The organism is Bradyrhizobium sp. Pha-3 (assembly GCF_042258615.1).
Classification (GTDB): domain Bacteria; phylum Pseudomonadota; class Alphaproteobacteria; order Rhizobiales; family Xanthobacteraceae; genus Bradyrhizobium.
Genome location: NZ_CP170152.1, coordinates 662,952 through 676,547, shown reverse-complemented (window position 1 = coordinate 676,547; position 13,596 = coordinate 662,952). Strand labels below are relative to the sequence as shown.

Below are 13,596 nucleotides of genomic sequence, written 5' to 3'. Positions count from 1 at the left end.
GGAATCCATCAATCCACACGCGCCGAGGCGCGATGGGTTCCGGGATCATCGCTTTCGCGATGCCCCGGAACGACGCAAAGTTAGGCCTTCAGCCAATCACGCCGCCTTCGACGCCGCGGCGAGCGAGGCGAAGGTCTTGCCTTCGTCGGCGAGCTTCTTCAGCAGCGGCGCCGGCTCGAGCGAAGGATCGTTGGTCTCCTTGGCGTAGAAGGCCAGGCGATCGGCGATGTGCTTGAGGCCCACGGTGTCGGCCCAGAACATCGGGCCGCCGCGATAAATCGGCCAGCCATAGCCATAGAGCCAGACCACGTCGATATCAGACGGCCGCGCCGCGATGCCCTCGGCGAGGATCTTCGCGCCCTCGTTGATCATCGGGTACATCATGCGCTCGAGGATCTCGTCGTCGCTGACGACGCGCTTCTTGCGGCCGAGGCGCGCCAGCGTTTCGTCGATCAGCTTCTCGACCTCCGGATCCGGCAGCGCCGCGCGCGAGCCCTGCTCGTACTTGTAGTAGCCCTTGCCGGTCTTCTGGCCGAAACGGCCGGCTTCGCACAGCGCGTCCGCGATCTCCGACTTGATGCCGCGATCCTTGCGCGAGCGCCAGCCGATATCGAGACCGGCGAGATCGCCCATCGCAAACGGGCCCATCGGCATGCCGAACTTGGTGACGACCGCGTCGACCTGCTGCGGCAGTGCGCCTTCGAACAACAGCTTCTCGGACTGCTTGCCGCGCTGCGCCAGCATACGGTTGCCGACGAAGCCGTCGCAGACGCCGACCACGGCCGGCACTTTTGCAATTTTGCGGGCGATTGAAACCGCAGTCACCAGCGCGTCGGGCGCGGTCTTGTCGGCGCGCACGATCTCGCACAGCTTCATGACGTTGGCCGGCGAGAAGAAGTGCATGCCGAGCACGTCCTGCGGACGCTTGGTCGATTGCGCGATCTCGTCGATGTTGAGGTAGGAGGTATTGGAGGCCAGCACCGCGCCCGGCTTGGCGTACTGATCGAGCTTGCCGAACACTTCCTTCTTGACCGCCATGGTCTCGAATACCGCCTCGATCACGAGATCGGCGTCGCCGATGTTCTCGATGCCGACGACGCCGTTGATCAGCGCCATGCGCTTGGCCGGCGCGTCCGCCGGGATGCCACCGCGCGCGGCGGTCGCCTCGTAGTTCTTCTGCATGATACCCATGCCGCGCTTGAGCTGCTCCTCGCCGGTCTCGATCAGCGTGACCGGGATGCCGGCATTGGCGAACGACATCGCGATGCCGCCGCCCATGGTGCCGGCGCCGAGGATGGCGACGCGCGCCACGTTGCGGCCCTTGGTGCCCTCGGGAACACCGGAGATCTTGGCGGCTTCACGCTCGGCGAAGAAGGCGTAACGCTGCGCCTTGGACTGGTCGCCGTTCATCAGCTTGAGGAAGCCCTCGCGCTCCTTCTTCAGGCCCTCATCGAACGGCAGGTCGATCGCGGCGCCGACGGCATCGGCCGCGGCGAACGGCGCCTCGAGGCCGCGCGACTTCTTGGTCAGTGCGGCGACGGCATTGGTGAAGATCGAACGGTCGGCCTTGGCCGCGGCGAGCTTGCTGTCGTCATCGCGGAGCTTGCGCAGCGGACGCTTCTCGGCGACCACCTGGCGCGCAAACGCCTCACCGCCCGACGCCGGCCCCTCGACGATCTCGTCGATCAGGCCGGCCTTCAGCGCCGCGTCCGCACCGATCGGATCACCGCCGACGATCATCTTGACCGCGAGCTCGGGACCGACCGCACGCGGCAGACGCTGGGTGCCGCCGGCGCCCGGCAGCAGGCCGAGCTTCACCTCGGGCAGACCGAGCTTGGCGTCCTTGGTGGCGACGCGATAGTGGCAGGCCAGCGCGACCTCGAGGCCGCCGCCGAGCGCGGTGCCGTGGATCGCGGCAACGATCGGCTTCGGCGAGCTCTCCATCAGGCTCAGCACTTCGGCGAGCCCGGGCGGCTTCGGCGGCTTGCCGAATTCGGTGATGTCGGCGCCGGCGATGAAGGTGCGGCCGGCGCAGGTCAGCACGATGCCCTGGACCTGAGCGTCATCGATCGCGCTCTTGACGCAATCGAAGATGCCGCCGCGCACGGCAGCGCTCAGCGCGTTCACAGGCGGACTGTTAACCGTGACGACGGCAATGTTGTCATGACGTTCGAGCTTGACGACTTCACTCACCGGGACTCTCCCTGGATGCTTGTTCTTGAACTTGCGTTGAGTAGCTGCACGACTTGCGTCGAGCCGCTACGATTAGACCAATTTCGCACTGCGAAATTTAATTCCACATCTTGACACGGAGGGTTATTTTGAAGCACGAGCCTTGTCAACGAGCATGACAAGGGCAGGGAATGAAGCGCGCCAGCAAGAAAGCAGCGACCGATCGCAATTTCGTCGTCGCGCTTTCCCGCGGACTGGATGTCCTGCGTGCATTTCAACCCAATGACGGGCTGCTCGGCAATCAGGAGATTGCAGCCCGCACCAAGTTACCGAAGCCAACCATTTCCCGGCTGACCTACACGCTGACCAAGCTGGGATACCTTACACCTGTACCGAAATTCGAAAAGTATCAGCTCGCACCGTCGGCGATGGCGCTCGGCTATGCCGCGCTCGCCAATCTCGGCGTTCGGCATTTGTCCGAGCCGTATCGAGAAGAAGTGATGCGCGCGACCGGCGGCGCCGTCGCCGTCGGCGGCCGCGACCGTCACAGCATGATCTATTTCGGCCAGAGCCGGAACGGCCTGGCGCTCGGCGTGCAGCTCGACGTCGGCTCGCGGGTGCCGATCGCGACTACCGCGATGGGCCGTGCCTATATTTGGGCATTGCCACCCGAAGAACGTGCGGCTCTACTACGCGAGCTGCGGGATCACTATGGCAGCCGCTGGGCCAAGATGCGCGACGGCATCGAGCGCTCCGGCGAGACGGTGGCGAAGCACGGCTTCACCATGTCGACCGGCGACTGGCAGGACGACGTCGCCGCGGTTGGCGTTGCATTGAGACTGAACGACGGAACCGGTCCTTACGCCTTCAATTGCGGCGCGCCGGCATTCCGCTTCACGGAAGATCGATTGCTCAACGACATTGGACCTCGCCTTGTCGCGATGGTAAGGAACATCGAGCAGGCGCTCGGTGGAATAGCGCCGCAATCCAAAAAAGAACAAAGCAAAAAGTCTAGAGTAGGAGGGAAAGTTGCACGTTTGGCCGAGGGGATCAGATAGCCTCCATCGCGTCCGGCGAAATCCATCGCAGGGCCGCTCGCACCGCTCAGAGATGGCGGGCGAGACGAGATGACGCAGGCACAGCTCGCGCAGGGGAATGATCCCCTGCTCGCGGTTCGCGACGTCAGCGTCGTGTTCGGCGGCATCATCGCACTGAATGGCGTGTCGTTCGACATGCGCCATGGGCAGATCCTCGGCCTGATCGGACCGAACGGCGCCGGCAAGACGACGCTGTTCAATTGCCTGTCGCGGCTCTATCAGCCGTCGTCCGGCGATATCCTGATGGAAGGCAAGAGCATCCTGTCGCGGCCGCCGCACCGGATTGCCGAGATCGGCATCGGCCGCACCTTCCAGAACGTCGCGCTGTTCCCCAACCTGTCCGTGATCGACAATGTGCGCGTCGGCGCGCATGCGCGCACCTCGAGCGACATCGTCAGCGACTCGCTGCGCCTTGCCTGGGTTCGCCGCGGCGAGAACGACATGAACAAGAAGGTGCACGACATCCTCGGCTATCTCGATCTCGAGGACGTCGCCCACACCGTGGTTTCGGGCCTTCCCTTCGGCACCCAGAAGCGCGTCGAGCTGGCGCGCGCCCTGGCCGCGGATCCGAAGATCCTGCTGCTCGACGAGCCGGCCGGCGGCCTCAATCACGAGGAAGTCTACGTGCTCGGCGATCTGATCCGCAAAATCCGCGACGACCGTAAAATTACGGTGTTGCTGGTCGAGCATCACATGGGTCTCGTGATGTCGATCGCCGACCACGTCGTCGCGCTCAATTTCGGCCGCAAGCTGGCCGAAGGCACGCCGGCCCAGGTCCAGGCCGACCCCGACGTCATCAAGGCCTATCTGGGGAGCAAGGACCAATGACCGCGATGCTCAACGTCAAGGACCTGCGCGCCTATTACGGTCAGGTCCAGGCCCTGCACGGCCTCAGTTTCTCGCTCAACGAGGGTTCGCTGACCACCCTGCTCGGCGCCAACGGCGCCGGCAAGACCACCACGCTGCGGGCGATCTGCAACATGGTGCGTTCGACCGGCGCGATCGAGTTCGAGGGCAAGCCGATCGGCACCCGTTCCACCGAAAACGTGGTCCGGCTCGGCATCGCCCATGTGCCGCAGGGCCGCGGCACCTTCACCAACATGACGGTGGAGGAGAATCTGCAGCTCGGCGCGATCAGCCGTTCAGACAAGAGCGCCATCGGCTCCGACATCGAGCGGATGTACGAGCATTTCCCGGTGCTGAAGCAGCGCTACACCCAGCAGGCCGGCACGCTGTCCGGCGGCGAGCAGCAGATGCTCGCGGTGGCGCGCGCGCTGATGCTGCGGCCGCGCCTGATGCTGCTCGACGAGCCGTCATTCGGCCTCGCGCCGCTGATCGTGCGCGACCTGTTCCGTATCCTCGGCAAGATCAATCGCGAGGAAAAGGTGACCATCCTGGTGGTCGAGCAGAACGCGCAGCTCGCGCTCGAACTCGCCGACCAGGCCTATGTGATCGAAACCGGACGGATCGTGATGTCGGGCAATGCCAAGGACATCGCGAACAACGAAGACGTCCGCAAATCCTATCTCGGCTACTGAGGAGCTGGCACAATGGAGCTTTTTGCCAACCAGGTCCTGGCCGGCATCGCCACGGGCGCGATCTATGCCTGCATGGCGCTCGCGGTCGTGATGATCTACCAGGCCATCGACCACCTGAATTTCGCCCAGGGCGAAATGGCGATGTTCTCGACCTTCGTATCCTGGCAGCTGATGCAATGGGGTGTGCCATATTGGGGCGCCTTCGTGCTCACCGTCGCCTTTTCGTTTGCCGCCGGCATCGTCATCGAGCGGTTGCTGTTCAAGCCGCTGGCCAAGGCCCCGATCCTGACCAATGTCGCCGGCTTCATCGCGCTGTATGCGATCATCAACTCGGTCGCCGGCCTGATCTGGGACTTCACCATCAAGCAGTATCCGACGCCGTTCGGCTCCTCGCCGTTCCTCGGCAGCCAGCTGATCTCGACCCACCAGGCCGGCATGATCGGCATCACGCTGCTGATGCTGGCCCTGCTGTTCTTCTTCTTCCGGTTCACCCGGGTCGGCCTTGCGATGCGGGCGGCCGCCTCGCTGCCTGAATCGGCCCGGCTGGTCGGCATCAACACCTCCTGGATGATCGCGCTGGGCTGGGGCATGGCGTCCGCGATCGGCTCGATCGCCGGCATGATGATCGCCCCTGTGGTGTTCCTCGAGCCGAACATGATGCTCGGCGTGCTGATCTACGGATTTGCCGCAGCCGTGCTCGGCGGCCTGACCTCGCCGTTCGGCGCCGTGATGGGCGGCTTCCTGGTCGGCATCTTCGAGAACCTCGTCGGCACCTACATCCCCGGCGTCGGCAATGAGCTGAAACTTCCGATCGCGCTTGCGCTGATCATCGTTGTCCTGGTCGTGAAACCGGCAGGCCTGTTCGGCCGCGCCATCGTCAAGCGAGTTTGATCATGAGCGCCGCTGAAGAAGTCGAAGTCGTCACCGAAGGCCAGGCCGTCGAGGCCGTGCCCAAGCGTGCCATGACGCTGGGCTACGGCACGTCGCTGGTCGTGCTTGCCGCGCTGATCCTGATCCCGCTGTTCGTGAAGAACTTCATCATCTTCCAGATGACGATGCTTCTGATCTACGCGCTCGCGGTGATGGCGCTCAACATCCTGACCGGCGGAAGCGGCCAGTTCTCGCTCGGCCAGAGCGCGTTCTACGCGGTCGGCGCCTATACGTCGGCGATCCTGATGGAGCATGCGGGCATGAACTATGCCCTGACGCTGCCGGTCGCCGGCATCGTCTGCTTCGGCTTCGGCTTCCTGTTCGGTCAGCCGGCGCTGCGGCTCAGCGGCGTGTATCTGGCGCTCGCGACCTTCGCGCTCGCCACCGCAATGCCGCAGCTGCTCAAGCTCGGCTATTTCGAGCACTGGACCGGCGGCGTGCAGGGCCTCGTGGTCACCAAGCCGGATGCCCCGTTCGGGCTGCCGCTGTCGCAGGACATGTGGCTCTACTACTTCACCCTGGCGGTCTCGATCGGAATCTACGTCGCCTCGGTGAACTTGCTGCGCTCGCGCTCCGGCCGTGCCTTCATGGCGATCCGCGACAACGAGATCGCGGCTTCCGCGATGGGCGTCGACGTCGCGCTGTACAAGACGCTGGCGTTCGGCGTCTCGGCCGGCATCACCGGCGTTGCCGGCGGTCTCGGCGCCATCGCGGTGCAGTTCGTGGCGCCCGACGGCTACACCATCCAGCTCGCGATCTCACTGTTCCTCGGCATGGTGGTCGGCGGCGTCGGCTGGCTGCCCGGCTCGATCGTCGGAAGCGCCTTCATCATCTTTGTGCCCAACATGGCGGAGAGCATTTCCAAGGGCCTCTCCGGCGCGGTGTTCGGCGTGCTGCTGTTCCTCGTCATCTTCCTCGTGCCGCACGGCGCCAGGCAGGTTGCGATCGTTGCCCAGCAGCTGGCCGCAAAGCTCAAGAAGAACTAACAGCCTATAGAACCAAACCAGGAGATATTATGCTTTCTACCGTTCGGATCGCCGCGATTTCCGCGGCGATCGTCGCTGTTGCCGCGACGTCCACCGCCGCATTCGCTCAAAAGAAATACGACACCGGCGCAAGCGATACCGAGATCAAGGTCGGCAACATCATCCCCTATTCGGGACCGGCCTCCGCCTACGGCGTGATCGGCAAGACCGAAGAAGCCTACTTCAAGATGATCAACGACCGCGGCGGCATCAACGGCCGCAAGGTCAATTTCGTCAGCTATGACGACGCCTATTCGCCGCCGAAGGCGGTCGAGCAGGTGCGCAAGCTGGTCGAGAGCGACGAAGTGCTGCTGGTCTTCAACCCGCTCGGCACGCCGTCCAACACCGCGATCCAGAAATACCTGAATTCCAAGAAGATCCCGCAACTGTTCGTCGCCACCGGCGCCACCAAGTGGAACGACCCGAAGAACTTCCCGTGGACCATGGGCTGGCAGCCGAGCTACCAGAGCGAAGCGCAGATCTACGCCAAGTGGCTGATGAAGGAGAAGCCCGACGCCAAGGTCGCGATCCTCTATCAGAACGACGATTTCGGCAAAGACTACCTCAAGGGCACCAAGGACGGTTTTGGCGCCAAGGCGGCCTCCAGCATCATCATGGAGGAGAGCTATGAGGTGTCCGAGCCGTCGATCGACGGCCACATCGTGAAGATCAAGGCCGCCAATCCCGACGTGCTGCTGATCTACACCACGCCGAAGTTCGGCGCACAGACCATCAAGAAGACCGCCGAACTCGGCTGGAAGCCGCTGCAGATCATCACCAACGTGTCGGCCTCGGTCGGCAGCGTGATGCAGCCGGCCGGCTTCGACAACGCCCAGGGCGTGCTGTCGGCGGCCTATGCCAAGGATGGTGCCGACTCGCAGTGGAATAGCGACCCCGGCATGAAGAAGTGGTCGGAGTTTCTCGACAAGTACATGCCCGGCGCCGACAAGACCGACGGCGGCTATGTCTACGGCTACGGCGCCGCACAGACGCTCGCCAAGGTGCTGGAAATGTGCGGCGACGACCTGACCCGCGCCAACGTCATGAAGCAGGCGGCGAGCCTGAAGGACTTTACGCCCGACACCCTGCTGCCCGGCGTCAAGATCAACACCTCGGCCACCGACTTCGCCCCGATCGCCCAGCTGCAGATGCAGCGCTTCAAGGGTCAGAAGTGGGAACTGTTCGGTGACATCATTTCCGGCGACGTCCCCTCTGAGTGAGGTTGCACTGCGGGATTAAAACAACAGCCTCCGCGATGACAGTCGCGGGGGCTTTTTGTTGACGCCCCGCGCCGATGGTATTGAATACTGCAAACTAAGAACTCGAGGTGGGGAAACCATGACTGCCGCACGTCCGTCCCTGACGGCGCTCTTGTCCGCATTGGCTCTGATCCTGACGAGCTGCAATGTCGCGCTGGCGCAGAAGAAGTACGACACCGGGGCCAGCGACACCGAGATCAAGATCGGCAACACCGCGCCCTACAGCGGCCCCGCCTCAGCCTATGGCGTGATCGGCAGGACCGAGGCGGCCTACTTCAAGATGATCAACGAGTCCGGCGGCATCCACGGCCGCAAGATCACGTTCATCTCCTATGACGACAACTACTCGCCGGCCAAGACGGTGGAGCAAACCCGCAAGCTGGTCGAGGACGACGAGGTCCTGCTGGTGTTCGGCTCGATCGGTACAGCAACCAACGCTTCGATCCGGAAGTATATGAACGAGAAGCAGGTGCCGCAGCTGTTCGTCGGTTCCGGCGGCTCCAGGTGGAACGACCCCAAGAACTATCCCTGGACCATGGGCTGGCAGCCGTCCTACCAGGACGAGGCGCGGGTCTACGCAAAATACATCATGAAGCACAAACCAGACGCCAAGGTTGCCGTGCTTTACCAGAACGACGATTTCGGCAAGGACTACCTCAAGGGCCTGAAGGATGCCTTCGGCGACAAGGCCTCGATGATCGTCGCCGAAGAAGCTTACGAGACGTCGGAGCCTGCGATCGACAATCACATCGTCAAGCTGAAGGCCGCCGGCGCCGACACCTTCATCAGCATCACGTCACCGAAATTCGCGGCGCAGGCGATCAAGAAGGCCGCCGAAATCGCCTGGACGCCGTTGCAATTCGTCGCCAATGTCTCGGCCTCGGTCGGCGGCGTCATGCAGCCGGCCGGCTTCGAGAATTCGCAAGGTATCCTGTCGGCGTCCTATCTCAAGGACGGCGCCGATCCGCAATGGGACAAGGATCCCGGCATGGAGAAATTCCTTGCCTTCCTCAAGAAGGATTATCCCGACGCCAACAAGCTCGACGGCGCCACCTCCTACGGTTACGCCGCTGCACAGACCATGGCGCAGGTGCTCGAGATGTGCGGTGACGACCTCACCCGCGCCAACATCATGAAGCAGGCCGCGAGCCTGAAGGATTATGTCCCCGGCACGCTGCTGCCGGGCATCAGCGTCAACACTTCGGCCACCGACTTCGCGCCGATCAAGCAGTTGCAGCTGATGCGCTTCAAGGGCGAGAAGTGGGAGCTGTTCGGCGACATCATCTCGAGCGGGCTCAGCAACTAGGACGACGCACGGTCTCCACGCAAACGCTTCGCGTGTGTCGCGAAGCGATTCCGCGGCACCGGCTTTCCTCGCAACGCGTTCGACTAAATGACGCCCTCCGCGGCAGCGCCGCGGGGGGCTTTCTGTTGCTGGCACCAGGTGAAAGGTATTCAATGTCGGAAGGAGCCGCAAAGTGCTCCCACTCCAAAAATCGTGACACATTCACCGTGATCCAAGGGAGATCAAAATGCCTGCTATCCGTTTGCGGTTGGGGGCCTTTTCGGCTGCCCTCGCATTGCTCGCGGCGACCGCGAGCCCCTCCGCCGCGCAGAAGAAATACGACGTCGGTGCCTCCGACAGCGAAATCAAGATCGGCAACATCATGCCCTACAGCGGAGCGGCGTCCGCCTATGGTGTAATCGGCAAGACCGAGGAGGCCTATTTCCGCAAGATCAATGCCGAGGGTGGCATCAACGGCCGCAAGATCACCTTCATCAGCTATGACGACGCCTACACACCACCGAAGACCGTCGAGCAGGCGCGCAAGCTCGTCGAGAGCGACGAGGTGCTGCTGATCTTCAATTCGCTCGGCACGCCGCCGAACTCGGCGATCCAGAAATACATGAACCAGAAGAAGGTACCGCAGCTGTTCGTCGCCACCGGCGCCACCAAATGGAACGACCCGAGGGAATTTCCCTGGACGATGGGCTGGCAGCCCAACTACCAGAGCGAGTCCATCATCTACGCGAAGTACATTTTAAAGAACAAGCCGGACGCGAAGATCGCGGTGCTCTACCAGAACGACGACTACGGCAAGGACTATCTGAAGGGCTTCAAGGACGGGCTCGGCAGCAGGGCGGCGTCCATGATCGTCGCCGAGGACAGCTACGAGGTGACGGAGCCGACCATCGACTCCCACATCGTCAGGCTCAAGGCCTCCGGCGCCGACGTGTTCTTCAACATCACGACGCCGAAATTCGCGGCGCAGGCGATCAAGAAGAACGCCGAACTCAACTGGCATCCGCTGCATTTCCTCAACAACGTCTCCGGATCGATCGGCAGTGTGATCAAGCCCGCGGGCTTCGAGAACGCCCAGGACATCATCTCGTCGCAATATTTCAAGGACCCGACCGACCCGCAGTGGAAGACCGACAAGGCAATGATCGCCTGGAACGAGTTCCTCGATAAATACTATCCGGAAGCGAACCGCGCCGATGCCTCCGTGATGTACGCCTACATCGTCTCGCAGGGCCTGGTGCATGTGCTCAAGGCGTGCGGCGACGATCTGACCCGCGAGAACGTCATGAAGCAGGCGGCCAGCATTCGCGATTACGAACCCGGCGGCCTGTTGCCGGGTGTCAAGGTCAACACCTCGGCGACCGATTTCGCGCCGCTCTCGCAACTGCAATTGATCCGCTTCAAGGGCCAGACCTGGGAGCGCTTTGGCGACATTTTGAGCGGCGACGTCGGCGGTTAACCCATAATTGTCGACTAAAGACGAGAGCCCCTGCGGCGTTGTCGCAGGGGCTTTTCATTGAGACGGGCCGCCTGAAATGCTAATCATTGCAGCCAAATAACAGAGCCCTCGAAACAAGAGGGCCGCAACACATTCGTCTGACAACAGGGAGAGAGACATAGATGTCCGCTACCAAAAAACTTGCGGTCTTCGGGGCCGCGCTCGCGCTCGTCGCGACATCCGGCAGCGCTGCGCTTGCCCAGAAGAAATACGACACCGGCGCCAGCGACACCGAGATCAAGATCGGCAACATCATGCCCTATAGCGGACCCGCCTCCGCCTACGGCATCATCGGCCGCACCGAGGCCGCCTATTTCAAGAAGATCAACGACGCCGGCGGCATCAACGGCCGCAAGATCAACTTCATCTCCTATGATGACGCCTACTCGCCGCCGAAAGCCGTGGAGCAGGCCCGCAAGCTGGTCGAAAGCGACGAGGTGCTGCTGATCTTCAACTCGCTCGGCACGCCGTCGAACTCGGCGATCCAGAAATACATGAACTCCAAGAAAGTGCCGCAGCTGTTCGTCGCCACCGGCGCCACCAAGTGGAACGATCCGAAGGACTTTCCCTGGACCATGGGCTGGCAGCCCAACTACCAGAGCGAGACCCAGATCTACGCAAAGTACATCCTGAAGAACATGCCGAACGCCAAGATCGCCGTGCTTTACCAGAACGACGATTACGGCAAGGACTATCTGAAGGGCCTCAAGGACGGCCTCGGCCAGAAGGCCGCCAGCATGATCGTCGCCGAGGAGAGCTTCGAGACGTCCCAGCCGACCATCGACAGCAACATCGTCAAGCTGAAGGCCAGCAACGCCGACGTCTTCATCGACATCGCGACACCGAAATTCGCGGCGCAGGCGATCAAGAAGGTCGCCGAGATCGGCTGGAAGCCGACCCACTTCCTCAACAACGTGTCGGCCTCAGTCGGCAGTGTGATCAAACCGGCCGGCTTCGAGAATGCGCAGGACATCATATCCGCCGCCTACCTGAAGGACGCTTCCGACAAGCAATGGGACAATGATCCCGGCATGAAGGAATTCTACGCTTTCATGGCCAAGGACTTCCCCGAGGGCGACAAGCTCGACGGCGGCACGGTGGTCGGCTTCGGCGTGGCCCAGACGCTGGTCCAGGTGCTGAAGCAGTGCGGCGACAACCTCACGCGCGAGAACATCATGAAGCAGGCGGCGAGCCTGCAGGACTTCCGCACCGAAGTGCTGCTGCCCGGCATCAAGATCAATACCGCCGCGAACGATTTCGCCCCGATCAGCCAGTTGCAGCTGATGAAGTTCAAGGGCGAGAAATGGGAACTGTTCGGCGACGTCATCAGCGCCGACGTCGGCGGCTGATTTCCTGCCGACAATCGACCGACAATGGCCCCCTGCGATACCGTCGCAGGGGGCTTTTCATTCACCATGGGCCGGCCCGCCCCGGCGATGCCTGCTTACACTTTGCCCGGCAATGCGCTAGGAAATCCGCCAACAACCGAAGAGAACCCGACGCCCCCGCGCGCCGGCAACAACAAGGAGTTTTCGGGAAATGCCGAAGCCGATCCGTCACCGTGTCGCAGCCGCCCTGCTCGGCCTCGCCGTCGCCGCCGTCACTGGCAATGCCGCATGGGCGCAGAAGAAATACGACACCGGTGCGACCGATACCGAGATCAAGATCGGCAACATCGTGCCCTATAGCGGCCCGGCGTCGGCCTATGGCGTGGTCGGCAAGGCGATGGCCGCGGTGTTCAAGAAGGTCAACGACGACGGCGGCATCAACGGCCGCAAGATCAATTTCATCTCCTACGACGACGCCTATTCGCCGCCGAAGGCGGTCGAGCAGGCGCGCAAGCTGGTCGAGAGCGACGAGGTGCTGTTCCTGTTCGGCACGCTCGGCACCGCCTCCAACACCGCGATCCAGAAATACCTCAACGCCAAGAAGGTGCCGCAGCTGTTCGTCGCCACCGGCGCCACCAAGTGGAACGATCCGAAGGCGTTCCCGTGGACCATGGGCTGGCTGCCGAGCTACCAGAGCGAGTCGCGGATCTACGCGAAATATCTGCTCAAGGAGAAGCCCGCGGCCAAAGTGGCGGTGCTCTACCAGAACGACGACATGGGCAAGGACTACCTGAAGGGCCTGGAAGACGGCTTCGCCAGCGACCCCGCGCGGATCGCCGCCAAGGAGAGCTACGAGGTCGCCGAGCCCACCATCGATTCCCATGTGGTGCGGCTGAAATCCGCCAACCCCGACGTCATCATCTTCTTCACCACGCCGAAATTCGGCGCCCAGGCGATCAAGAAGCTCGGCGAGATGAACTGGAAGCCGATGACGATCGTCTCCAACGTCTCGGCCTCCACCGCGACGGTGATGCGTCCGGCCGGGCTCGACAATGCGCAGGGCGTGATCTCGGCGGCCTACGCCAAGGACGCCAGCGACCCGCAGTGGAAGGACGACGCCGGCATGAAGGCGTTCGACGAACTGCTCGCCAAATACATGCCCGACACCAACCGTGTCGATGCATCGGCGATGACCGGCTACAACATGGCGACCACGATGGTCGAGGTGCTGCGCCGCTGCGGCGACGACCTCACCCGCGCCAATGTGATGAAGCAGGCGGCGAGCCTGAAGCAGTTTGCGCAGGGCGGCCTGCTGCCCGGCGTGACGCTGTCGACCGGGCCTGCCGACTTCCAGCCGATCGAGCAATTGCAGCTGATGCAGTTCAAGGGCGAGCGCTGGCAATTGTTCGGCGACGTCATCAGCGGCGAAGCCGGCGGAAACTGACC

The 13,596-nt window shown here is 62.8% G+C and carries 11 protein-coding genes; 10 read left to right on the top strand and 1 reads right to left on the bottom strand.

Translation table 11 applies throughout. The features are described 5' to 3' along the window. Positions 1 to 96 precede the first annotated feature (96 nt). A complete protein-coding gene (locus tag ACE10Z_RS03160) occupies positions 97 to 2,193 on the bottom strand; it encodes a 3-hydroxyacyl-CoA dehydrogenase NAD-binding domain-containing protein (RefSeq protein WP_375786638.1) in 2,097 nt (698 codons plus the stop codon). A gap of 170 nt (positions 2,194 to 2,363) precedes the next feature. Between ACE10Z_RS03160 and ACE10Z_RS03155 the strand changes: the two genes are divergently transcribed. The 10 genes from ACE10Z_RS03155 (at position 2,364) to ACE10Z_RS03110 (ending at position 13,594) form a co-directional block, all read left to right on the top strand. Beyond that, positions 2,364 to 3,230, top strand: coding sequence for an IclR family transcriptional regulator (locus tag ACE10Z_RS03155; protein ID WP_375786637.1), 867 nt, complete (start codon positions 2,364 to 2,366; stop codon positions 3,228 to 3,230). A 69-nt stretch (positions 3,231 to 3,299) separates the two neighbouring features. Further along, on the top strand, positions 3,300 to 4,097 hold the full coding sequence (locus ACE10Z_RS03150; protein ID WP_095731499.1) for an ABC transporter ATP-binding protein: 798 nt from the start codon (positions 3,300 to 3,302) through the stop codon (positions 4,095 to 4,097). Beyond that, entirely contained in the window at positions 4,094 to 4,807 is a 714-nt protein-coding gene (locus ACE10Z_RS03145) for an ABC transporter ATP-binding protein (protein ID WP_375786636.1), read from the top strand. Before ACE10Z_RS03150 ends, ACE10Z_RS03145 begins: the two co-directional genes overlap by 4 nt. Positions 4,808 to 4,819: 12 nt before the next feature. Then, the gene (locus ACE10Z_RS03140) at positions 4,820 to 5,698 is read left to right on the top strand and encodes a branched-chain amino acid ABC transporter permease (RefSeq protein ID WP_163160471.1); all 879 of its coding nucleotides are present in this window, start codon (positions 4,820 to 4,822) and stop codon (positions 5,696 to 5,698) included. A 2-nt stretch (positions 5,699 to 5,700) separates the two neighbouring features. Continuing rightward, on the top strand, positions 5,701 to 6,723 hold the full coding sequence (locus ACE10Z_RS03135; protein WP_375786635.1) for a branched-chain amino acid ABC transporter permease: 1,023 nt from the start codon (positions 5,701 to 5,703) through the stop codon (positions 6,721 to 6,723). Positions 6,724 to 6,752: 29 nt separating this feature from the next. Continuing rightward, entirely contained in the window at positions 6,753 to 7,982 is a 1,230-nt protein-coding gene (locus tag ACE10Z_RS03130) for an ABC transporter substrate-binding protein (RefSeq protein WP_375786634.1), read from the top strand. Between the two features lie 118 nt (positions 7,983 to 8,100). Then, a complete protein-coding gene (locus ACE10Z_RS03125) occupies positions 8,101 to 9,327 on the top strand; it encodes an ABC transporter substrate-binding protein (RefSeq protein ID WP_375786633.1) in 1,227 nt (408 codons plus the stop codon). Positions 9,328 to 9,553: 226 nt separating this feature from the next. After that, positions 9,554 to 10,783: an ABC transporter substrate-binding protein gene (locus tag ACE10Z_RS03120; RefSeq protein ID WP_375786632.1), complete on the top strand. Its 1,230-nt coding sequence runs from the start codon at positions 9,554 to 9,556 to the stop codon at positions 10,781 to 10,783. A gap of 161 nt (positions 10,784 to 10,944) precedes the next feature. Further along, positions 10,945 to 12,171: an ABC transporter substrate-binding protein gene (locus ACE10Z_RS03115; protein ID WP_375786631.1), complete on the top strand. Its 1,227-nt coding sequence runs from the start codon at positions 10,945 to 10,947 to the stop codon at positions 12,169 to 12,171. Between the two features lie 190 nt (positions 12,172 to 12,361). Further along, a complete protein-coding gene (locus ACE10Z_RS03110; protein WP_375786630.1) occupies positions 12,362 to 13,594 on the top strand; it encodes an ABC transporter substrate-binding protein in 1,233 nt (410 codons plus the stop codon). Positions 13,595 to 13,596: the final 2 nt, after the last annotated feature.